Origin of the sequence: Tenacibaculum haliotis (assembly GCF_025215075.1) — a bacterium.
GTDB classification, from domain to species: Bacteria; Bacteroidota; Bacteroidia; order Flavobacteriales; family Flavobacteriaceae; genus Polaribacter; species Polaribacter haliotis_B.
This window is the reverse complement of the sequence record NZ_JAOBTH010000028.1, coordinates 234,311-256,402: the sequence shown is the minus strand read 5'-3', so window position 1 is coordinate 256,402 and position 22,092 is coordinate 234,311. Positions and strand designations below refer to the sequence as shown.

Here is a 22,092-nt window from a genome sequence, read left to right as displayed (position 1 = left end):
ATGCAACAAACTACCAATACTATTTTAATGGTTCGTCCGGCGAGTTTTAGAATGAACGAGCAAACGGCTGTAAATAATTTTTATCAACAAGAATTGGCAGGTATGTTACCTGCTTCAATTAACTTAAAAGCCCAGCAAGAATTTGATGCTTTTGTACTTAAGTTAAGAACGGTAAGTGTTAATGTTATTGTTGTTGAAGATACTAAAGAGCCTGATACTCCAGATGCATTGTTTCCAAATAACTGGGTTTCTTTTCACGAAAATGGTGATGTTGCAATTTATCCGATGTTTGCTGAGAACAGACGTTTAGAAAAACGAGAAGATGTATTACAAATTTTAGAAACAAAAGGTTTTGAGATTAAAAATGTAATCGATTATTCTGAAGCTGAAGAAGAAACTATTTTTTTAGAAGGAACCGGAAGCATGATTTTAGATCGTGCAAATCGCAAAGCATATTGTGCTTTATCGCCAAGGGCGGATGAAGAATTATTTATCGAATTTTGTGAGGATTTTGAATATACACCTGTAATTTTTACAGCAAATCAAACGGTTAACGAAAAACGAGAAGCTATTTACCACACAAATGTAATGATGTGTGTGGCAGAAAATTTTGCGATCATTTGTTTAGAAGCTATTGATGATAAAAAAGAGAAGAAAAATGTGTTAAAACATTTAAAATCTGATAAAAAAGAAGTGATAGCTATTACCGAAAAGCAAGTACAACAATTTGCAGGAAACATGTTACAGGTAAGAGGGGGTAATGATGAACGTTTTTTAATTATGAGTACGTCAGCCTATAAGTCCTTGACAAAAGAACAGTTACGAAAAATAGCAAAGCACAATGCAATTATTCATTCACCATTAGATACAATAGAATTTTGTGGTGGTGGTAGTGCTCGCTGTATGATGGCAGAGATATTTTTAAAATAACAAGGGCTGTTTATACTAAAAGAGATAATAATACGTTTAACATTACTTAAACTATTAAAAATAATCAATCATGAAAAAAATATCCCTTCTATTAACTGTCGCAATTATTGCAACATCTTGTGTTTCTAAAAAAAAGTATGTTGAGTTAGAACAACGATATACCAATACTAAAGGTACTCTTCAGAAAACAGCATTAGAAAAAGAAGAACTAGAAGCTAAGTTTGCTAAAATTGAAAAAAGAGTAGACAACTACAATACCAAAATAAACTCTTTAAAAGGAATCAATTCAAACCTTAAAGAAGAAAATGATGTGAAATTAGATATGGTTGAAGGAGCTGTAATATCTAATTCGATGAAAGCTAAAATGCGAAAAACTTTAGCAAATGTTGATGCTGCTGAATTAGCAGAAGCTAAAACATTAAAAGATTCTATGAATTTAGCAGTTTCTTATAAACTGAAAAAATCGATGAATGTTCCTGAATTACAAAATTCTGATGATATTAATGTAAATATCGATAAAACAGTAGTTATGATATCTATTTCAGATAAAATGCTGTTTAGAACGGCTAGTTATAAGGTGAATAGTAGAGCTTATAAAACATTAAAGAAATTAGCAGAGATTATTAAGTCAGAGCCAAGTATGGATGTAATGATTGAAGGACATACTGATTCAAGAAAAATTCATAATGATGTAATACAGGATAATTGGGATTTAAGTGTAAAAAGAGCTACATCAATAGTTCGTATTTTAGAAAAAAAATATGGCGTAAATCCTAATAGATTAATTGCTTCGGGTAGAGGTTCATCTTTACCGTTAGTAGATAACAAAACAAGCGCAAATAGAGCTAGAAATAGAAGAACAAAAATTGTTATTTTGCCTAATTTAGATAAATTTTTTGGTTTGTTAGCAGAAGAAGAGGTGATTAATCCATAACATAAAATTTTAATATTAATAACCTCCGATTTTAATCGGAGGTTTTTTTGTGCTTTAAATTGATTAAATAATTACTGGCTTATAGTTTTTATAATACTGCATTAAAATAAAAGAACAAATAACTGAAGAAGCAATTCCTTCAATAGCTAAAGCGAAAACAATTAAACCGAGACTTAAGTTTTGTCCCCAGAAAGCAGAATCTTCTAAGACATTTATAAGAGAAGGGTTTATGAAATCTACATAAAATATTAAGCCTATAATTGTAAACCCAACAGCAACAATAGAGGTTCCTATACCAACAGAAAAATTATTAAAATATAAGGATTCTTTATTTGCATTTATGTTTGTTTTAATAGCGTTGTTTATTCCCCAAAGCACAAAAGCGAAGTTTAATAAACGTAATTCTGAAACATGATCTAAACCCAAAATTTTCATCAATAGAAAAAAACCTACAATCCCTGCAAAAATGAATAAAGCATTGTTAATTATTATTTTAGTACTACTCATAACATGGTGTTTTAAATTAACATATGTATAAAAACACGAAATAAACTATTGAAAATCAATCAATTAACATAGTGCTTCTTTTAAAATAGTAATAGGATGTTTAGCAGTGCGCTTGGTTCCATCATAAATTTGATGACGACAACTTGTTCCTGCTGCAGCAATTTCTGTTTCTATAGAGCAGTTTCTAATTTTAGGAAATAAGGTATCTTCTCCAACTTGCATACTTACTTTATAATGCTCTTTTTCGTATCCAAAACTACCAGCCATACCACAACAACCGGTATTCATGATGGTAACTTTATAGTTCTTAGGAATGTTTAACATCGTAAAACTAGCGTGTGTTGATGATAATGCCTTTTGATGACAATGTCCGTGAATTTTAAGCTCTTTGCTTTTAGATGTAAATAAAGAAGTGTTAATGTTATTTTTTTCAATTTCAGTAGCTAGAAATTCTTCAATGGTAAAAACATTTTCAGCAATTTTTTCTGCGGATAATTTATCGTCTGCCAAACGAATATATTCATCTCTAAAAGTTAAAATAGCAGAAGGTTCTATTCCTATTAATGGAGTTTCTTTAGTAATGATGTCTTTAAAAATAGCGATATTTTTATTAGTCAATTCTTTCGCTTCTTTTAAAAATCCTTTAGAAATATGACTACGACCGCTTTCTTCGTGGTTATTATATTTTACTTCGTAGCCTAATTTTTTTAAAACGATTACAGCATCTTTACCAACTTCGGCATCGTAAAAATTGGTAAACTCATCGTTGAATAAATAAACAGTTTTTTTAGAAGGTTTCTTATCTGCACTAGAAGTGATAATTTGTTTTTTTAACCAGTTATCTAAAGGTTGTTTTTCTAATTTCGGAACCGAGCGCTGGGTTGCAACTCCCATTATTTTTTTAGCCAACAATGTGTTGGTTAAAAAGTTAGTTATTATAGGAACTTTACTTCCTAATTTATTATATTTTGCATTATTGGCAAATAATTTACTGCGAAAAGAATAACCATTGGTTTCTTGGTATTGATATAAAAACTCCGCTTTCATAGAGGCAATATCAACATTACTTGGGCATTCGGTAGCACAAGCTTTACAGCTTAAACATAAGTCTAAGACTTGTTTTAATTCTTTAGAATCGAATTTGTTTTTGGCGGTGTTATTTGTTAAAACTTCACGTAACATATTGGCTCTTGCTCGTGTAGTTTCTTTCTCGTTTTTAGTAGCTCTGTAACTCGGACATAATGTTCCACCTGCTTCAGGAGATTTACGGCAATCACCAGAACCGTTACATTTTTCAACCAATTTTAAAATACCTTCGCTTTCAGAAAAATCTTGTAATGTTTTTATAACAGGTTCTTTTCTGTCGATTTCATAACGTAAGTTTTTATCCATCGGAAAAGCATCTGTAATTTTTCCTTTGTTAAATACATTATTCGGGTCGAATGCTTTTTTTATTCGTTTTAATAATTCGTAATTTTTAGCACCAATCATTAACGGAATAAACTCAGCGCGTACAATTCCGTCACCATGTTCACCACTAAACGAACCTTTATATTTCTTTACAAGTTGAGCAGTTTCAGTTGTTATCTTCCTAAATAAAACAACATCTTCTTGTTTTTTTAAATTCAATATCGGTCGTAAGTGTAATTCTCCTGCACCAGCATGTGCGTAGTAAACAGCATCTTGCTGATATTTATCCATTATTTGGGTAAACTCTTCGATGTATTCAGGTAAGTCGTTTAAAGCAACTGCAGTGTCTTCAATACAGGCAACCGCTTTCATGTCTCCTACGATATTACCCAGTAAACCTAATCCGGCTTTTCGTAAATGATGCACTTTGGCAATGTCATTTCCATATACTTTCGGATAATGATATCCGAAGTTATTGTTTTTTAAATCTTCAATTAAATTATCAGCTAAAACCTCAGCTTCTTCTATAGTGTTTGCAGAAACTTCTAACATTAAAACAGCTTCAGGATCGTCTTGTAAAAAGAAGCGATTTTTAGCTTGCTCTCTATTGTTTTTGGTGCAATCTAAAATTACTTTATCCATCAATTCACAGGCATATAACTTGTGATTCATAGCAATTACTGTGGCTTTTAAACTTTCGTTTACGCTGGTAAAATGCGGACAAACCATAATGCTATAAGTAGGAGGTAAGTCGTTTAATTGAATGGTGATTTCGGTTGAAAAAACTAACGTTCCTTCACTACCAGATAAAAACTTAGCAGGATTAATAGTTGGTTCACTTCCACCGAATAAATCAGAGGTTAAAAACTCATCTACTGCATAACCTGTATTTCGTCTGTGAATTTCTGGTTTCGGAAATTCATTTATTATTTCTTGTTGAATTGCTTCTTGAGAAAGTTCTGTATAAATAGTTCTGTAAATAGTACCTTCTAAAGAGTTTACTATTTTTTTCTGATTGAACTTTTGCGAAGTAATTTCAGAAAAAAGAACATTACTTCCGTCAGATAATAATCCTTCGATAGCTATTACTTTATCACGTGTTACTCCGTAACGAATGGAGGTGCTTCCTGATGAATTATTTCCCACCATTCCGCCAATCATACAGCGGTTAGAAGTTGAGGTATTTGGGCCGAAAAATAATCCGAAAGGCTTTAAGAATCTGTTTAAATCATCTCGTATAATTCCGGGTTGAACTGTAATGGTTTTTTGCTGCTCATCAAAAGCTAAAATATTAGTAAAATGTTTAGAAACATCAACAACAATACCATCACCAACACATTGACCTGCCAAAGAAGTTCCTGCAGCTCTCGGAATTAAAGTGATGTTGTTTTTTGTAGCAAAATGAATTAAAAGTTTAAGATCTTCATTATCCTTCGGATAAGCTACTGCTAACGGAATTTTACGATAAACAGATGCATCGGTAGCATATAAAGTTTTGTGTAAATCATCAAAAAATAATTCACCTTTTAAACTCTTTTCTAAATCTAGTAAATGTGTTGTTTTTGCCATTATCTAAGCACCTAAAAGGTTTATAGTATTGTTTTTAAATAGTAGTATTTATCGTTCTGAATAACTTCAACTTTGTTTACTACTATTTGATGTTTAAAAAAAGGAGCATTTAAAACCATGGTATGATATTCTCCGTTTTCTCCACAAATATCAATATTTAATTTCTTTTTTAAATCATTAATAGCGGTTTTATCAAGAGTTCTACCAATCCAATCGCTAGTTAAATCTTCTTTTTTTACTAGTGAAAATACTACTGTAAAATCATTCGTAATTAATTCGTTTAGTAAATAGATTCTTTCTTTTTTCCATAAAGGATTAAAAACTTTCATGCCTGATTTTAGCGAACACTCTTCAATCCAATTAGTATGTCCATCGATTTCATCAATATCACCAGTAATTAAAGTATCAATCTTATAAAATTCTTTTAATTGTTGAATAGTGTTTTGGTAGCTTTCTTTTATCGGAGCGCTTACTGTTAATATTAAATGCGGAATACCAATAGCCTTTACTTGTTTTTTTATCAAGTGAATTGGATGTGCTTTAAAATCTGGGTTTTTAGGAGCAAATGTTACTAAATGAGTAATGTTATAGCCTGCTTGTTGTGCCTTAAAAAAAGCCAAAGCGCAATCTTTTCCGCCTGTCCATAAAACGGCTGCTGTTTTATTTATCATTATTCTATTGGTATATTCCTTTTAAAACAAGTATCAAAACAAATAAAAGTATCGGTTCCTGCCACTCCATTTATTAAATGCACATTATCATATAATATTTTTTGTAAATGTTGATTATCTCTTGCGTAAATTAGAATGAAAATAGCGTAGTTACCAGAAACAAAATTACATTCAGTAATTTCAGGTATTTTTTCTAATTCTTTCATAACATCTTTTGCAAAGCGTGCTTCACGTAAACGAATACCGGTGTATGATTTTGTTTTATAACCTAACTTGTTTTCTTCTAAAACAAACTCAGTATTTTTAATAACACCTTCGGCAGTAAGTTTTTTTATACGTTGATGTACTAAAGAATTGGAAACTTTCAATTCTTCAGCTATTTGTGAAAAGGCTTTGCGAGCATCTAAACGTAGTTTTGATAGTATTTGCTTGTCTATATAATCAAATTGATTTTTCAAAAGTATAGTTTTGTTAGAATGATCTTCATTTAATTTGTAAATATACAAGCTCTTTTTATTAAAAAAAATGTAGCCGCATGCTATATAGTAAGACTACATAATTTTAATATTAAGCATTTATTTGCGCTAAACATTTTTTTATGGTTTCATCTTGCATGTTTTCATACCATCTCATTAATTCGTAAACAGGTTCTCCTAAATCTTTTTCAAATAAAGATTGATTAGAGCTTCCTTCATATTCATGTTTTGCATCATCTGTACCTAGGTTTGAGGCGAAAATTCCCGCAGCACTTACTGGCAAGAAATCTTCGTAAACCATTGGTTCTATAGTTAAATAACCATCCTTTAATAATTGATTTACATCTAATTTTGTATGTGTTTTATTTTTAGATATATTTTTTGATTTATCTGTAGTAAAGTAATGGAAATAGGCAAGCTTTTTTGATTGAAGCTCTTTATAGTTATCAGGGAAAATTTTAAAATTTTCTTTTAATAATTGGTTGTACTCTGAGGCATTTTCAGCATTTGGTGATCCTCCAATTGTTTTACGTGTTTTACCTAATAACTCATTATATAAGTCTAATCCTTTTTGTGTTAATGCCGCACCTCGTTGTTCAATCTCTCCAAAACGAGCTTTGTGTTCTCCTGTTTTTTCATTTCCAACTTTACCTTTAAAAATTACTTTTTCTGTTAATGCTTTAAAACTTGTTTGACGTAACAAAATAGGGCATTTTCTAGCAGGAGGTCCTTCTATATTGTCTTTTGGAGTAATATTACGAGCGGCCATACTTATTTGGACTTTGTCTATATCTAAAGATCTTGGTGTTAGGTGGTTTATATGTGGACCTTTAAAAGCAACTACATCAGCAATTAATCTGTGCTGTCCTAGTAGTGCTTCGTACATTTCGTGATCTACCGTAGCAGTATCATGCCATCGAAAAGTTTGCAATGCTTCTTGAATAAATATTTCGGTATCTTCTTTATTTAAGCCTCCTTCTTTTTCAGATTTTTCAATTAATTCAAGGACTTTCTTTGTGAAAATATGACGGTCTTCTAAAATAGTTTCTACATTGTTACGAAGCTTATCATCATCAATTAAGTCTAAACGTAATAGGGAGGTAAAAACTCTAAAAGGAGCCTGGTTAAGCGCTGTGTTTTCGATAGCTCTAAACGCTGTAGCATGAACAGGAACACCTGCGGTTGCTAAATCATAATACCCAAGAGGAAACATTCCCATAACTTTAAAGAGACGCCTCATTGTAAATAGTTCATGTGGCTTGCCTAAACGAATTGCTCCGTGACGTTCCATATTTAGCCGGGTAATTTCGCCAGTATGTACTAATTGCTCTTTTATTTCTTTAGATTCAGAAAGCACATTGTCGTTAATTTCACGAACCAAATCAAGTAGTTCACCGTAAAGGGGTACTTCATTTTTATACATGTCAGACATAATCGTAGAGAAGCGATTACGAATGTATTCTGGAGAGGCAAATGCCTTTGCTGTATTTAAAACTTGTACTGTGTTTTTTGATGACATAATTTGTTTGATTTAAATACAAAATAAATGAAATTAATCTTTAATGTGTATTTTTAATATAAATATAACCTAAAAATAGGTTATTATGTGTTGTTTTAGTTTTTCTTGGAGGTGTTTTTTTAAGGGAAAAAACAATTTTAATTAAAAAAGAGGTTTTAAAAAATCAATTTGACTTTGTTGTTAGGTGATATCTGTTTTAGAATATGCGTAAACATTTTTTGATTTTTTATTCAGATAAATTATGCTTTTGATGATCAATTAAAAAGATCATCTTCTGTAACATTGTAAGTTACAAAGTAGATTACTTCTTGTTTGAGTTTGTTTTTCGTTATCCGATGAAATATAGTAAACTTTCATCTGAATTTATAGCAAGTTCTTTATGAAGAGTTTCGAAAGTACAGATATGTAGTTGTAGTAATTAATGCTTCTTGTAAAAAGAAAAACCATCCATTTTGTATAAAATGAATGGTTTTCTTTATGATGTAATTTTTAATTAATTATTGATAGCGTAACTAGCAGCTTTACCTAATTCAGATAATTGCATTGCTGTAGTTTTTAAAACACTTAATCCCCATTTGTGTAGTTGTTTAGCCATTGTTTTGTTTTTATAATTAATATTCCCCTGGCACAAATTTACAAGATTAATCTGTTGCTTTATACTGTAAAAATAAATTTTGTGTAATTGGTAAGAAATAGTGTGTAAATGGTATTTATTCGTTCTGGTTGTTAAGTGGGTAACTGTTTATTGTTTCATTTTCAGTTATCTAAGTAATAATAAATGTTTTTCGAGCATAAAAAAACCCATAACACACAAGTTAAGGGTTAATTTATAAGGGGATGTTATTATTTAAGGGGGTATAACGTTAGGGGGGTAAGTTATATATAATAACACTACAAATATATAACTATTTTGTAGTTAGTTTGTTAACCTATGTTTATAAAGTAATTTATTAAGTTCTCTGGAAGTTTTTATTTGTTGATAAGAGAATTATACCATGATAACATGGTAAATATGTGGCTATTTTATAATAGATAGCTATAGAAGCGTTTTTTTGGCATAAAAAAACCCATAACACACAAGTTAAGGGTTAATTTATAAGGGGATGTTATTATTTAAGGGGGTATAACGTTAGGGGGGTAAGTTATATATAATAACACTACAAATATATAACTATTTTGTAGTTAGTTTGTTAACCTATGTTTATAAAGTGATTTATTAAGTTTTATAGAAGTTTTTATTTGTTGATAAGAGAATTATATTTTGATAACATGGTAAATATATGGCTATTTTATAATAGATAGCTGTAGAAGTATTTTTTGAGCATAAAAAAACCCATAACACACAAGTTAAGGGTTAATTTATAAGGGGATGTTATTATTAAATGGTGGTTATAACATTAGGGGGTATGCTATGTATAATAACACTACAAATATATAATGATTTTATAGTTGGTTTGTTAACCTATGTTTATAAATTTTTTTTAAAGATGTTGCCTTTTAATTACCTATTCATTATTTATCTTAAATAAGTAAACTTTAATGTTAAAAAACAACTAATTGAACTTTTTGTTACTTTTATATAAATAGCGATTGGTTAATATTTAAGATACCACTTTTTGATTTAATATATTTGTTAACTTATCAAACAACATAACAAATGAAAAAAGCTTTTTTACTACTATTAATTTTGGTGTCAATTTCAGTAGCTGCACAACAAAAATTAGATTTATCATATTATTTACCTACTGATGTTTCGTATGCTAAAAATATACCCACACCAAAATCGGTTATTGGTCATGAAGTAGGCGAGTGGCATATTACACACGATAAGTTAGTAGAATATATGAAAGCTTTGGCAAAGGCTTCCGATAGAGTTTCGATAGAAAATAGAGGAACAACATATGAAGGAAGACCATTATTGTTGTTAACAATTACTTCAGCTAAAAATCAGCAGAATTTAGAACAGATTAGAAAACAACATATAAAAGCAACTGATGATGTTTCGATAGATGTATCTAAGCAACCGATTGTTGTTTACCAAGGGTTTTCTATTCATGGAAATGAGCCAAGCGGAACAAACTCTGCATTAGCATCTGCTTATTATTTAGCTGCAGCAGAAGGAACTAAAATTGATAAGTTATTAGATAATACAGTAATTTTATTTGATCCATCTTTGAATCCTGATGGTTTACAACGTTTTGCATATTGGGCAAATACGAACAAGGCAGACAATATAAATCCTGATCCTAATGATAGAGAATATCACGAAGTTTGGCCAGGTGGAAGAACAAATCATTATTGGTTTGATATGAATCGTGATTGGTTGCCAGTTCAGTTACCCGAAAGTAGTGCAAGAATAGCATCTTTTCATAAGTGGTTACCAAATATTTTAACTGATCATCATGAAATGGGAACCAATTCGAGTTTCTTTTTTCAACCGGGAATTCCGAGCAGAACTAACCCGTTAACTCCGCAGATGAATCAGGATTTAACAAAAGAAATTGCAACCTATCACGCAAAGGCTTTTGATAAAATAGGATCTACATATTATTCAGAAGAGAGTTTTGATGATTTTTACTATGGAAAAGGTTCAACATTTCCAGATATTAATGGGAGCATCGGTATTTTGTTCGAGCAAGGAAGTTCTCGCGGACATGCGCAAGAAAGTGAAAACGGAGTGTTAACTTTTCCGTTTACAATCCGAAATCAATTTACAGCTACTTTATCAACTTTAGAAGCAGCTAAAAATATGCGCGTAAAAATCTTAAAATATCAACAAAGTTTTTATGAGAAATCTCGAAATTCAGGAGAAAATAAAGCGATTGTTTTTGGTGATGAAAAAGATGCCGTAAAAACGTATCATTTAGCAGCAGTTTTAAAAAAGCATCAAATAAAAATACACGAATTAAAAATTGATTTTACATCAAAAGGAAAAAACTTTAAAAAAGGTTATAGTTATGTTGTGCCAATGAATCAGAAAAATAATCGATTGGTAAAAGCAATGTTTGATGTACGAACTGCTTTTAAGGATAGTTTATTTTACGATGTTTCTGCATGGACATTCAATCATGCCTTTGGAGTAGATTTTGCTGATAATATTTCTTTATCAAAAGCAGGAGAAGAAATTATTGAGTTAAAGAAAAAAGAAGGAACAATTAAAAACCAAAGTAGTGTTGGATATTTGTTTTCGTGGAATGAATATGAAACTCCGAAAGCGTTAAATGAAATTTTAGAAAACGGATTGCGTGCAAAAGTGGCAATGAAGCAGTTTAAAAATAACGGAAAATCGTTTGATTACGGAACCATTTTTATTCCAGCTCAAAATCAGAAATTAAACAACTCAGAGTTATATGAGTTTTTAAATAAAGTTGCGGTTGAAAATCATATTAAAATTTCAGGAGTATCTACGGGATTAAATGACGGAATTGATTTAGGTAGTAGAAACTTTAGCGCAATAAAACCACAAAAAGTAGCAATGTTAGTAGGTAGCGGAATGACGAGTTACGATGCTGGTGAAATTTGGCATTTATTAGATCAGCGTTTTGAAATGAAATTAACAAAATTAGATGTTTCGTATGCTTCAAGAGTAAATTTGGCAAAGTATACAACGATTATTGTGCCTAATAGTTATTCGGTTGATAAAAGACTAGAAGAGAAATTGAAAGTTTGGGTACGAAATGGTGGTGTTTTAATAGGATACAGAAATGCTGTTAATTGGTTGTCGAATAAGAAGTTTATCAATTTAAAATTTAATAAGACTGAAATTGATACAGTTGAAAATATATCGTTTGAAAACAAATCGTTACAGTCAGGTGCACAGGTAATCGGAGGTGCAATTTTTGAAGCAAAAATAGATCGTTCACATCCTGTAAACTTTGGGTATAAGAATAATAAAATTGCTTTATTTAGAAATACACGTCAGTTTATTCAGGCAGATAAGAAGAGTTATAATAATCCGATACAATATACCGATAGCCCTTTATTGAGTGGTTATGTCTCTATAGAAAACTTGAATGTGTTAAAAAATACGGTTCCGTTTAAAGTTAATAGATTAGGGTCAGGTAAGGTTATTGTTTTTACTGATAACACGAACTTTAGGGCTTTTTGGTTCGGTACAAACAAGTTATTAATGAATGCTATTTTCTTCGGAAAGTTAATGTAGAAATTAGTAGTTTTTTAATTATTAAATAATAAAAACCCGCTATTAGCGGGTTTTTATTGTAACAAATCAGAAAGATAAGCGTCTATATAGTAGATTAATAAATTATAAAATAAATGAGTTTACTAAGAGTTTTATTAGCAATTTTTTTCCCACCATTAGCGGTAATAGGTAAAGGTTGTGGATCAATCATAATTGTGTTTTTGTTAACGCTTTGTGGCTGGGTACCTGGTGTAATTGCTGCTCTTATTATATTAAATAATCCTAAATAAATAGCGTCCCCTTTTTTGTATATATTTTGAACAAAAAAAAGCACTCATTGTAGAGTGCTTTTTTTTAGTTTAAAACTTCTTCAATAATTTTACCTGTAGAACCGTTTGGAAACTCTATTTGTAATAAATTTGAGATTGTAGGAGCAATATCTATAATTTCATATTTCTTTTTAGAAGTTCCTTTTTTTATTCCATTACCATAAAAAATTATTGGTATATGTGTGTCATAAGAATACCCTGAACCGTGTGTTGTACCTTTTCGTGGATGACTAATTGTTGATGGATTTGGAACCAATAAAACATCTCCAGAAAATTTTTGATTATATCCATTTTGTAACGAATTTAAAATTCCAGAGGTAAAAGTTGTAGTTTGTAAAGTTCTTGCAGTTACAGACTTGTAAATGCCTTTAAAATTAATTACTTCATCAGTAATTTTTTGAGCAACATCATTTGTATTTAATTTTAATTCTTCTATTTTTTCTTTGTTTAAGAAAATCTGAAAGTTAGATATCTTTTCAACTAAATCATCAGATTTAAAATATTTTAAAGTTGTTTTACTAACAAATTCATTAAAATTTTTATAGCTAAAATAATCAGCAGGAATTTTAACAGATTGTAAGTATGATGGAACTTGAACGGCTGCATGATCTGCGGTTAAAAATAAGGTGTAATTACCTTCGCCAACTTGTGTATCTAAAAACTGAAATAAGTTAGCCAAATCTTTATCTAAACGTAAATAAGTATCTTCAATTTCTTTTGAAGCTACTCCAAATTGGTGTCCAACATAATCTGTTGAAGAATAACTAAGAGCTAGAAAATCTGTATGATCAGATTTTCCTAAGTTTTCTCCAATAATAGCTGCTTTTGCAAAATCAGTAGTTAAAGAATTTCCAGCAGGTGTTGCTTTTATGATACTAAAGTTGCTGTTTTTGCTTTTTAAACTAGGTATGTCATGTGGAAAAACTGGTTTCTTTTCACCTTTAAAAGGCATTTCAAAATTATTATCATCAGCAATACTTTCAGTATAAGTATTTATATCATAAAGTGTATTCCATGGTTTTTTTAGATAGTTACTTGCAATATTAGAACTATTAAATTTGATTACCCATTCAGGAAGTTTATCCATGTAGTAAGATGAGGTAATCCACTTACCTTCATTACCACCGTTAAACCAATAAGCGCCATTTGCTGCATGACCAGCAGGTAAAATTGCAGAACGATCTTTAATTGCTATACCAATAGTTTTTCCGTTCATATTCTGAGCTAATTTTAACTGATCAGTCATTGTAGTGGTTAACATTCTATGTGGAGATTTATTTCCACTTATTCCGTTAATACCAACGGTTTTATAATTACTGTCATCAACACAATAAATAGATTTTTTTAAATATTTATCGTACCAACTATTACTAATTATAGCATGATTTGCAGGTGTGGTTCCGGTGTATATTGACGCATGACCAACAGCTGTGTAAGTTGGGATGTAATTATAATGAGCATTTTCAAGAGAAAACCCACCATTTAATAAGCGATTAAAACCATCTTTACCATATTTACTAGCAAAACGAGTAAGGTAATCATAGCGCATTTGGTCGATAACAATACCAACAACCAGTTTTGGTTTTTTAGTTTTTTTCTTTTCAGTAGAGATAAAACTGCATAAGCAAAGTATAATGATAGCAGCTAAAGGAAGTGTTTTTTTCATTCTGATTTTTAAAATTGATAAAACCAAAGGTAAGTAAATGAACACTAAAATAGATATTAAAGCAAAGAGTTAATGCTTTTTTAATACTTTAGCAAAAAAGAAAAATAGATTAGTTTAATGAATTACATTGAGCATATAGGAAAGTACTTTGCCATGCTAAAGCAGGTCTTTACAAAACCACAGCGTGCGCGTGTTTTTAGAGAGGCTTTGTTTAGGGAAATAGATGAATTAGGGCTAAAATCGTTAGGTATTATTGCTTTTATTTCATTTTTTATTGGTGGAGTAATAGCATTGCAAACAGCCTTAAACTTAGAAAGTCCGTTTATACCAAGATCTTTAATCGGTTTTGCAGCAAAACGATCTATAATATTAGAATTTGCACCTACATTTTGTTCTATTATTTTAGCAGGAAAAGTAGGTTCTTATATAACTTCGAGTATTGGTGCGATGCGAGTTACCGAGCAAATTGATGCTTTAGAAGTAATGGGAATTAATTCTTTAAACTATCTGGTATTACCAAAAATAATTGCGACAGTGTTTTTTTACCCGTTTTTAATTGTTCTAGGGATGTTCTTAGGAATTTTCGGAGGATGGCTTGCAGGAGTACTTTCTGGCTTGTTTTCTGGAACAGATTATATAATAGGTGTGCAAATGGAATTTGACCCGTTTTTACTAACCTATGCAATTATAAAAACATTAATTTTTGCCTTTTTAATAGCTACAGTGCCATCGTATCATGGGTATTATGTAAAAGGAGGATCGTTAGAAGTTGGTAAAGCGAGTACGCAGTCTGTTGTTTGGACTACCGTTCTTATTGTTATCGCTAATTATTTATTAACTCAAATGTTATTAACATAATGATTGAAGTAAATAACTTACATAAAGGATTTAATGGTATTGAAATTTTAAAAGGAATTTCAACTTCATTCTTGCCAGGGGAAACAAGTTTAATTATAGGGCAAAGTGGTTCAGGTAAAACAGTTTTTTTAAAATCATTGATTGGGTTACATATTCCAGAAAATGGAAGTATCATTTATGATGGACGTGTAAACACTGAAATGACTATAGAAGATAAAAGGAGTTTTCGAAAAGAACTAGGAATGGTTTTTCAAGGAAGTGCTTTGTTTGATTCACAAACTGTTGAGGAAAATGTAATGTTTCCTTTAAAAATGTTTACCAAGCAACCAGAAGATGAAATGTTAGATAGAGTTAACTTTGTATTAAAACGTGTTAACTTAGAAAATTCAAATAAAAAGTTTCCAGCTGAATTATCTGGAGGAATGCAAAAAAGGGTAGCTATTGCTCGTGCAATTGTAATGAACCCTAAATATTTGTTTTGTGATGAGCCAAATTCAGGTTTAGATCCGCAAACATCAATTGTCATTGATAATTTAATTCAAGAAATTACTGATGAATATAAAATAACAACCGTTATTAATACACATGATATGAATTCGGTGATGGAAATAGGAGATAAGATTGTTTTCCTTAAAAACGGACTGAAAGCGTGGGAGGGATCTCATAAAGAAATATTTAAAACGGATAATCAGGCAGTGGTAGATTTTGTATATTCTTCAAATTTGTTCAAAAAAGTACGTCAAGCTTATTTATCAGAAAAATAATTTAAGTGTTAATTTATTGTAAAACAATAGACTAAGTTAGCGATTAATAATTCGGTTATTTTTTTTAATAAAAATACTTTGTAGAAGTGAAAAAGGAACGTATATTTGCACCCGCTAAGGAGAAAAATAAATGACCTGGTAGCTCAGTTGGTAGAGCATCTCCCTTTTAAGGAGAGGGTCCTGGGTTCGAGCCCCAGCCCGGTCACAAAAAGCTTTTCTTATTATTAAGAAAAGCTTTTATTTTTTTCTAAAGCTTTGGGGAGATACCAAAGCGGCCAACTGGGACGGACTGTAACTCCGTTGTCTTACGACTTCGCAGGTTCGAATCCTGCTCTCCCCACAAAAACTCAATCTTTATAGATTGAGTTTTTTTATGGAATATATACTGTGTTAATTTACTTTTGATCCATAAATAGCAACTTGTTTTCTTGTTAAAGAAGAGTTAAGTTTAAAATAATACCATTTACACGTAAAATAATACCATTTATACATTAGCTGTTTTACAGAGTGTTTTTTCGTTGCATATTTGTAGTATAATACACAAGGAAATTTATTATTGGTAAATTGGGGGATTAATCAATAATAGCATTAAAACAAAAAAGCATTACTTAATTTAAGTAATGCTTTTTTGTTTTAAGAAATATTGTTATTTCTAATAATATGAAAAAGGAAGTTGTAATAAAAATTGTTCTTCTTTAATACAGTGTCTGAGATAAAAATAACAAGGTTTAATGTCTTTTTGGTCTATAATAAAGTTTTTTTGATAAGATTTTTTTTTTAGTAACATTCAGGTTATCAGTATTGTTGGTTTTTTAATGATAATTGAATGGTTTTTTAATGTAAATAAGTTGGTGTATTTAAAAATAGACACTATATTTGCACCCGCTAAGGAGAAAAATAAATGACCTGGTAGCTCAGTTGGTAGAGCATCTCCCTTTTAAGGAGAGGGTCCTGGGTTCGAGCCCCAGCCCGGTCACAAAAAGCTTTTCTTATTTATTAAGAAAAGCTTTTATTTTTTTTTTAAAGCTTTGGGGAGATACCAAAGCGGCCAACTGGGACGGACTGTAACTCCGTTGTCTTACGACTTCGCAGGTTCGAATCCTGCTCTCCCCACAAAACCTTAATCATTTGATTAAGGTTTTTTTGTTTAGTAAATAAATTGCATTTTAGCAAAACCTTAATGATGATACCTATGAAAAAGATAATTTTATTAATCGTGTTATTACAGTCATTTATAGTTGTAAGTCAAGATCAGGGAACTATATCAGGAAAAGTAATTGATGCTAAAACCAGAAAAGCTGTTCCATTTGTAAATGTTTTAGTTTATGGAACATCTATTGGAATTGCTTCGGATGAAAATGGCGCCTTTAAAATAACGAATATCCCGTTAGGATATAATAAACTACAAATTTCGTTTATAGGATATGAAACCGTAATTTCTGATGAATACTTGGTTACAAAAGATAAAATTCCTTTTATAACTATCGAATTAAAAGAGAATAGCACCAATCTAAAAGAAGTAGAAATAAAAGCTAGTTTGTATAAGAAGTCATTAGAAAGTCCGCTATCATTACAATCTTTAGGGGTTGCAGAAATAGAAAAAAATCCCGGAGGAAATAGAGATGTTTTAAAAGTGATTCAATCGTTTCCGGGGGTAGCTTCAAACCCTGGCTTTAGAAATGATATTATTATTAGAGGAGGTGCAACTGCTGAAAATAAATTCTATTTAGATGGTATAGAAGTTCCGGTGATTAATCATTTTCAAACACAAGGAGCTACTGGAGGACCTGTGGGGATAATGAATGCTGATTTAATTCGTAAAGTTGATTTTTATTCGAGTGCTTTTCCTGCAAATAGAGGGAATACTTTAAGTTCGGTAATAGAGTTTACCCAAAAAAGAGGGAATCCAACAGCGCTTAAAACAAGAGCGACTATAGGTACATCTGATGCAGGTATAACTTTAGATGGCCCTTTGGGAGATAAGACTACGTTTATGTTTTCTGTACGTCAATCATATCTTCAATTTTTATTCAAATTAATTAAATTACCTTTTTTACCAACTTATAACGATTTTCAATTAAATGTAAAATCGCAATTATCAGAAAACAGTGAACTATCTATTATTGCATTAGGAGCTATCGATAATTTTAAATTAAATAAAACGGTTAATGATGGTGAAACAGATATTAATAAATTAAAAAGTAACACAATTTTTTTAAATAGGGTCCCTATAAATACGCAGTGGAATTATACAGTAGGGGCGAGTTATAAATATTTTGCTGATGACGCTACCCATTTGTTTGTTTTAAGTAGAAACGAACTTAAAAATGAAGCTATAAAGTACTTCATGAATGAAGAAGTTCCTGCTAATTTATTATTAGATTATAACTCTAAAGAAATAGAAACAAAGTTTAGGTATGAAAGTGACTTAACTGTAAAAAATGATTACAAAATAAATATTGGTACAAACCTCGAAAAAGCAACGTATATAAATAATACTTATCGAAAAGTAGCGAACTCTAATGGTGTTTTTGAAGACGCTTTTAATTCAGAAATCGATTTTATAAAGTATGGTGTGTTTGGTCAAGTTTCAAAAGAATATTTGAATAATAAATTAGGTGTTTCTTTCGGATTTAGAATCGATGGAGTTGATTATAATAGTGAAATGAAAAATCCTTTAAATCAATTTTCTCCAAGATTTTCTTTAAGTTATAGCTTAAACGATCAGTTTTCATTAAATTCATCAGTAGGACGTTATTATCAATTACCATCATATACCGTTTTAGGATTTAAAAATAATGTTGGTGAGTTTGTAAATAAAAAAGGGTTAAAGTATATACAATCTGATCATTTTGTAAGCGGATTGGCATACAAACCAAATGCAAGTACCAAAATTACTTTAGAAGGTTTTTATAAGGCGTATAGTAAGTATCCGCTATCGGTAAGAAATCAAATAAGTTTAGCAAATTTGGGTGCTGACTTTGGAGTTGTAGGAAATGAAGAGGTTGTTTCTAATTCAAAAGGAAGAGCATACGGATTTGAGGTTTTGGCACAAAAAAAATCAAATAAAGGTTTGTATGGTATCGCATCGTTTACTTTTGTAAGAAGTGAATTTAAAAATCAAATGGGTAATTATATTCCTTCTACTTGGGATAATAAACACTTATTAACTATTACCGCAGGAAAAAAGCTAAAGAGAAACTGGGAAGTTGGGGCTAAATTTAGATTGGTAGGTGGTAGGCCTTATACTCCTTACGATAAAGATGCTTCGTCATTAAAATCTAATTATGATGTTGTAAATGGCGGAATTTTAGATTACACTAAATTAAATAGTAAACGATTTACTACCTATACACAGTTAGATTTGAGAGTAGATAAAACATGGTTTTTAAAGAAGGCGGCGATTAATTTATATATTGATATTCAAAATGTATACGCAAGCAGCTCAAAGCAACAACCGTTCTTATTACCAATAGAAGATGGAAGTGGTAGGGTTTCTGACCCTAGCGATAATTCAAGATATCTATTAGAAGAAATAGAAAGTACTTCGGGGAGAGCTTTGCCAGGAATAGGAGTAATTGTAGATTTTTAAGGGATTAAAATTTTTAGGTTGTTGTAAAAACTGTAAATTGCTCTATAAATAAAAATCATCTTATGAAAAATTTGTTAATAGGTACCGCATTTAGTTTTTTAAGTATCGGTTTAATAACAGCGCAAGAATATCAATTTAAAACAATAAAAGATATAGAAAATACACAAGTAAAAAGCCAAGGAAGAACTGGTACTTGTTGGAGTTTTTCTACAACATCATTTTTAGAATCTGAAATTATAAGATTAACAGGTAAGAACATCGATTTATCAGAAATGTATACAGTTCGTAATACGTATTCAGATAAAGCAAGTAATTATTTATATCGCCAAGGAAAAGCACAATTTAGTGAAGGTGGTTTAGGACATGATGTTATAAATTCGGTAGCAAAATACGGATTGGTTCCTGAACAAATTTTTTCTGGATTAGATTTAGGGCAAGAATCACATAATCATGCTGAGGTTGTTGCTGTTTTAAAATCAATGTTGGATACTTATATCAAAAATCCGGCAAAACAATTAAGTCCGAAATGGAAAAAAGCAACAGAAAGTGTTTTAGATGTTTATTTAGGAGAAAATAAAACTAATTTCGAGTTTGAAGGTAAAGCATATACGCCAAAAAGCTTTGCTGAATATGTAAAAATAAATCCATCAAACTACGTTACAATCACTTCTTTTAAGCACGCCAAAATATATGAAGAGTTTGTTTTAAATATTCCTGATAATTTTTCAAACGGATCATTTTACAATGTTTCTTTAGATGAATTAGTTACAGTAGCAGAAGATGCTATCGAAAAAGGGTATACAATAGAATTAGATTGTGATGTGTCTGAAAAAACATTTTCATCAAAAAACGGAGTCGCATTTATCCCTGCGAGTAGTTTAGAAAGTGAAAAAGGATTAAAGGAAATTGTAAAAGAAAAGAAGATAACACCAAGTTTACGACAATCAGAATTTGAAAACTTTAATACTACTGATGATCATTTAATGCATATTGTTGGTTTGGTAAAAGACCAAAAAGGAAATAAATATTTTAAAGTTAAAAACTCTTGGGGAAAAAATCAAGGAAATAACGGATATGTATACATGTCTATCCCTTATTTTAAATTGAAAACTATTTCAGTATTGTTGCATAAAGAAGCCGTTTCAAGCAATTTAAAAAAGAAATTAAACATTAATTAAACAATGTAATTATAAAAAATAGCAAGCTCGAAGAGAAATCTTCGAGCTTGCTATTTTTTATAAAATAAAGCGCAAATTTTGTATCTTTCCACAGTTGAAAAAAAAGAATTTAGATGGAAGAAAAAATAAATCAAGATGAAAATGTAGAGCAGTCTAAACAAGCCATTCAAGAAGATGCAAAAGGTTTGTGGCAAAGTTCAAAGAAGTTTATTATTGAATTATTAGATTTTCGAGAAGATACAGATCAAGAAGCAACGATTGAAGCAATTAAAAGTGATATTCCGTTTAAAGGAGCAACCACTTGGATTTTAATTTGTTCAATATTTGTGGCCTCGATTGGTTTAAATGCAAACTCGACGGCGGTAGTAATTGGAGCCATGTTAATATCTCCATTAATGGGGCCAATTTTAGGAATAGGAATGTCGATAGCTATTAATGATATTGATACCTTAAAAAAATCGATGCTAAACTTAGCAACGATGATTGTGTTAAGTTTATTAACAGCATTTTTATTCTTTTTCTTGTTTCCGTTAAAAGAAGAAACATCAGAATTATTAGGAAGAGTAAAACCAGATATTCGTGATGTATTAATCGCTTTTTTTGGTGGGTTAGCTTTAATCATTGCACGTACAAAAAAAGGTACAATAGCGTCTGTAATATTTGGTGTGGCAATTGCAACAGCTTTAATGCCGCCTTTATGTACAGCAGGTTATGGTTTAGCAATTGGTAATTTTGATTATTTTTTTGGAGCAATGTATCTTTTTATTATTAATACCATATTTATTGCCTTAGCAACTTTTTTGGTATTAAAATTATTAGGATTTACCATGATTCGTTATGTAAATTCAGAGAAAAGAAAAAGAATAGCTCGTTTAGCTTCTTTTGTAGCTTTCTTAGTGATAATACCAGCAATATTTACCTTTATTAATGTATATCAAGAGAGTGTAGTAAATTCAAGTTACGAGAAATTTTTAAAAGAGAAAATAGAGTCTAACAAAGATTTATGGCTACAACGAGAAAAAATTCATAAAGATGTTAAAAAAGTGAACTTGTTTTTTAATGGAGATGTAACGGATGCTACAGAAACTTTTTTAAGAAACGAATTAAAAACATATGCAAGGTTAGACGATTATGAGTTGATTATAAACGAAAACAAAGCACGAAGTGTAGATAGAGTAGTAGATGCTTATGATAGAGCAATTACTGATTTAGATGAAAAAGATAATGTAATAAAAGGATTACATCGAGAGATTGAAGATTTAAAGAGTACCATATCAACTTTAAATAATAGCATAGAGCAAACAGATAAAAACAGCGTGCCGTTTAGTAAAATTGCAAAAGAAGCAAAAATTAGATTTAATGATATTAAAGCAATCAGTTTTTCTAAAAAATTATCTTCTAAAGATTTTATAAAAATTGATACGATTCCTGAATTGTCTGTTGTGTGGAATAAGAAATTGGCTGATTCTATTGTTCTTAAAAATGAAAAAGAACTTAAAACATGGTTACAGAAAGAGCTTAAGTTAAAGATAACTTTAATTAAATAAT

15 protein-coding genes and 4 tRNA genes are annotated in these 22,092 nt (G+C 30.4%); 13 read left to right on the top strand and 6 right to left on the bottom strand.

Translation table 11 applies throughout. The features are described from left to right. Together ctlX and N2251_RS10755 are read left to right on the top strand one after the other, a co-directional pair. Positions 1-930 carry a citrulline utilization hydrolase CtlX gene (ctlX, locus tag N2251_RS10760; RefSeq protein ID WP_260586723.1) on the top strand — a complete coding sequence of 310 codons (930 nt, stop codon included), beginning with the start codon at positions 1-3 and terminating at the stop codon, positions 928-930. 70 nt (positions 931-1,000) lie between these two features. Then, a complete protein-coding gene (locus N2251_RS10755; protein WP_260586722.1) occupies positions 1,001-1,864 on the top strand; it encodes an OmpA family protein in 864 nt (287 codons plus the stop codon). 63 nt (positions 1,865-1,927) lie between these two features. Here the strand turns inward: N2251_RS10755 and N2251_RS10750 are convergent, their stop codons facing one another. The 5 genes from N2251_RS10750 to hglS form a co-directional block, all read right to left on the bottom strand. After that, a complete protein-coding gene (locus N2251_RS10750; protein ID WP_260586721.1) occupies positions 1,928-2,371 on the bottom strand; it encodes a hypothetical protein in 444 nt (147 codons plus the stop codon). Between the two features lie 63 nt (positions 2,372-2,434). Beyond that, entirely contained in the window at positions 2,435-5,350 is a 2,916-nt protein-coding gene (locus N2251_RS10745) for an FAD-binding and (Fe-S)-binding domain-containing protein (RefSeq protein ID WP_260586720.1), read from the bottom strand. Between the two features lie 20 nt (positions 5,351-5,370). Then, complete coding sequence (locus N2251_RS10740; protein WP_260586719.1) at positions 5,371-6,021, bottom strand: Dph6-related ATP pyrophosphatase; 651 nt, start codon at positions 6,019-6,021, stop codon at positions 5,371-5,373. Beyond that, the gene (locus N2251_RS10735; RefSeq protein ID WP_260586718.1) at positions 6,021-6,479 is read right to left on the bottom strand and encodes an Lrp/AsnC family transcriptional regulator; all 459 of its coding nucleotides are present in this window, start codon (positions 6,477-6,479) and stop codon (positions 6,021-6,023) included. The genes N2251_RS10740 and N2251_RS10735 overlap by 1 nt, the downstream gene beginning before the upstream one ends. Before the next feature lie 109 nt (positions 6,480-6,588). After that, positions 6,589-8,016 (bottom strand): 2-oxoadipate dioxygenase/decarboxylase HglS, encoded by a 1,428-nt coding sequence (hglS, locus tag N2251_RS10730; RefSeq protein WP_260586717.1) that lies wholly within the window; start codon positions 8,014-8,016, stop codon positions 6,589-6,591. 1,657 nt (positions 8,017-9,673) lie between these two features. Here hglS and N2251_RS10725 point away from each other — a divergent pair. Together N2251_RS10725 and N2251_RS10720 are read left to right on the top strand one after the other, a co-directional pair. Further along, on the top strand, positions 9,674-12,178 hold the full coding sequence (locus N2251_RS10725) for a M14 family metallopeptidase (protein ID WP_260586716.1): 2,505 nt from the start codon (positions 9,674-9,676) through the stop codon (positions 12,176-12,178). A gap of 113 nt (positions 12,179-12,291) precedes the next feature. After that, complete coding sequence (locus tag N2251_RS10720; RefSeq protein ID WP_260586715.1) at positions 12,292-12,447, top strand: YqaE/Pmp3 family membrane protein; 156 nt, start codon at positions 12,292-12,294, stop codon at positions 12,445-12,447. A gap of 64 nt (positions 12,448-12,511) precedes the next feature. Here the strand turns inward: N2251_RS10720 and pafA are convergent, their stop codons facing one another. Next, positions 12,512-14,152, bottom strand: a complete 1,641-nt coding sequence (gene pafA / locus N2251_RS10715; protein WP_260586714.1) for an alkaline phosphatase PafA — start codon at positions 14,150-14,152, stop codon at positions 12,512-12,514. A gap of 117 nt (positions 14,153-14,269) precedes the next feature. Between pafA and N2251_RS10710 the strand changes: the two genes are divergently transcribed. From N2251_RS10710 to N2251_RS10670, 9 genes are all read left to right on the top strand, one after another. Then, complete coding sequence (locus tag N2251_RS10710; protein ID WP_260586713.1) at positions 14,270-15,010, top strand: MlaE family ABC transporter permease; 741 nt, start codon at positions 14,270-14,272, stop codon at positions 15,008-15,010. Continuing rightward, complete coding sequence (locus tag N2251_RS10705) at positions 15,010-15,774, top strand: ABC transporter ATP-binding protein (RefSeq protein ID WP_260586712.1); 765 nt, start codon at positions 15,010-15,012, stop codon at positions 15,772-15,774. Before N2251_RS10710 ends, N2251_RS10705 begins: the two co-directional genes overlap by 1 nt. 132 nt (positions 15,775-15,906) lie before the next feature. Continuing rightward, positions 15,907-15,979, top strand: a tRNA-Lys gene (locus tag N2251_RS10700). A gap of 52 nt (positions 15,980-16,031) precedes the next feature. Continuing rightward, positions 16,032-16,114 (top strand) — tRNA-Tyr (locus N2251_RS10695). A gap of 563 nt (positions 16,115-16,677) precedes the next feature. Beyond that, positions 16,678-16,750 (top strand) — tRNA-Lys (locus tag N2251_RS10690). A 54-nt stretch (positions 16,751-16,804) separates the two neighbouring features. Further along, a tRNA-Tyr gene (locus tag N2251_RS10685) sits at positions 16,805-16,887 on the top strand. A 79-nt stretch (positions 16,888-16,966) separates the two neighbouring features. After that, positions 16,967-19,366, top strand: a complete 2,400-nt coding sequence (locus tag N2251_RS10680; protein WP_260586711.1) for a TonB-dependent receptor — start codon at positions 16,967-16,969, stop codon at positions 19,364-19,366. A gap of 62 nt (positions 19,367-19,428) precedes the next feature. Continuing rightward, the gene (locus tag N2251_RS10675; protein ID WP_260586710.1) at positions 19,429-20,544 is read left to right on the top strand and encodes a C1 family peptidase; all 1,116 of its coding nucleotides are present in this window, start codon (positions 19,429-19,431) and stop codon (positions 20,542-20,544) included. A 113-nt stretch (positions 20,545-20,657) separates the two neighbouring features. Further along, positions 20,658-22,091, top strand: coding sequence for a DUF389 domain-containing protein (locus N2251_RS10670; protein WP_260586709.1), 1,434 nt, complete (start codon positions 20,658-20,660; stop codon positions 22,089-22,091). Position 22,092 lies beyond the last annotated feature (1 nt).